At 66.0% G+C, this 1,419-nt stretch carries 1 protein-coding gene; it reads left to right on the forward strand.

The window, feature by feature from the left end:
• A partial coding sequence (locus A5652_RS09025) for an AMP-binding protein (protein ID WP_156745230.1) occupies positions 1-1,419 on the forward strand: 1,419 nt, incomplete at both ends.

Here is a 1,419-nt window from a genome sequence, read left to right on the forward strand (position 1 = left end):
CAGGTGCGTCAGCGCAGTCTGGCGGCGTATGAGCATCAAGATGTGCCCTTTGAGGTACTGGTCGAGCGGCTCAATCCCACCCGGAGCCGGGCTCATCATCCGCTGATCCAGGTGCTGTTGGCCTGGCAGAACAACCAAGCCGCGGAGCTCGATCTCGGGGATTTGCAGCTCACCACGCTGCCAGTGGAGATCCGCACGGCCCGAATGGATTTGGCGTTCTCGCTTGCCGAGCGCTGGACCGATGCCGGCGATCCCGCCGGGATCGGCGGAGAGGTCGAATTCCGCACCGACATATTTGACCCGGCCACTATCGAGGTGCTGATCGAGCGGCTGCGGTGGGTGCTGGTGGAGTTGAGCACCGATCCGGCACGGCGGTTGTCGTCGATGGATCTGTTGGATGCCGCCGAGCACGCTCGCCTGGCCGAGATCGGTAACCGGGCGGTGTTGGACGAGCCGGAGTCGCCGTCGATGTCGATTCCCGCGGCGTTTGCTGCGCAGGTGGCGCGCACTCCGGGGGCGGTGGCGCTGACATGCGACGGCCGTTCGATGACTTATCGCGAGCTCGATGCGGCCGCTAACCGGTTGGCGCATCTGCTGGCCGCCCAGGGTGCGGGTCCCGGCGAGTCGGTGGCGCTGCTGTTTTCCCGGTCGGCTGAGGCGATCGTTTCGATTGCGGCGGTGCTCAAGACCGGGGCGGCGTATGTGCCGATCGACCCCGGGCATCCTGACGAGCGGATCAGCTTCATGCTGGCCGATGCCGGCCCGATTGCCGCGATCAGCAGCGCCGACCACCGCTCGCGGCTGGATGGGCGGGGCCTGCCGGTCATCGATCCGAATGACCCCGTTGTGGAAACTCAACCCCATACGGCGTTACCGGAGCCCACCGCGGATGATGTTGCCTACGTGATCTACACCTCGGGTACTACGGGTGTGCCCAAAGGGGTGGCCGTCACTCACGCCAACGTGACCCAGCTCCTGACGGAGACGGACGCATATGTGCGGCCGGGGACCTGGACGCAGTGCAATTCCTATGGGTTTGACACCTCGGTGTGGGAGGTGTGGGGTCCGCTGCTGCATGGCGGGCGGGTGTTGGTGGTGCCCGAAGCTGTGGCCGCGTCCCCTGAAGACTTCCACGATTTGCTGGTCAGCGAGCGGACCAGTTTTCTTGCCTGGACTCCGTCTGCGGTGGCGACGTTGTCGCCGGAGGGCTTGGGCCAGATGACTCTGGCCGTAGCCGGTGAGGCGTGTCCGGCCGAGGTGGTGGACCGCTGGGCTCCGGGGCGGGTGATGTTCAATGCCTACGGTCCGACCGAGACGACGATGGTTTTGACGCTCAGTGCGGCGTTGGCGGCGGGGGCTGGGGTGCCGCCGATTGGTTCGCCGGTGCCTGGGGCGGCGTTGTTTGTGTTGGATCAGTGG

Source organism: Mycobacterium sp. 1165178.9 (genome assembly GCF_001673555.1).
Taxonomy (GTDB): domain Bacteria; phylum Actinomycetota; class Actinomycetes; order Mycobacteriales; family Mycobacteriaceae; genus Mycobacterium.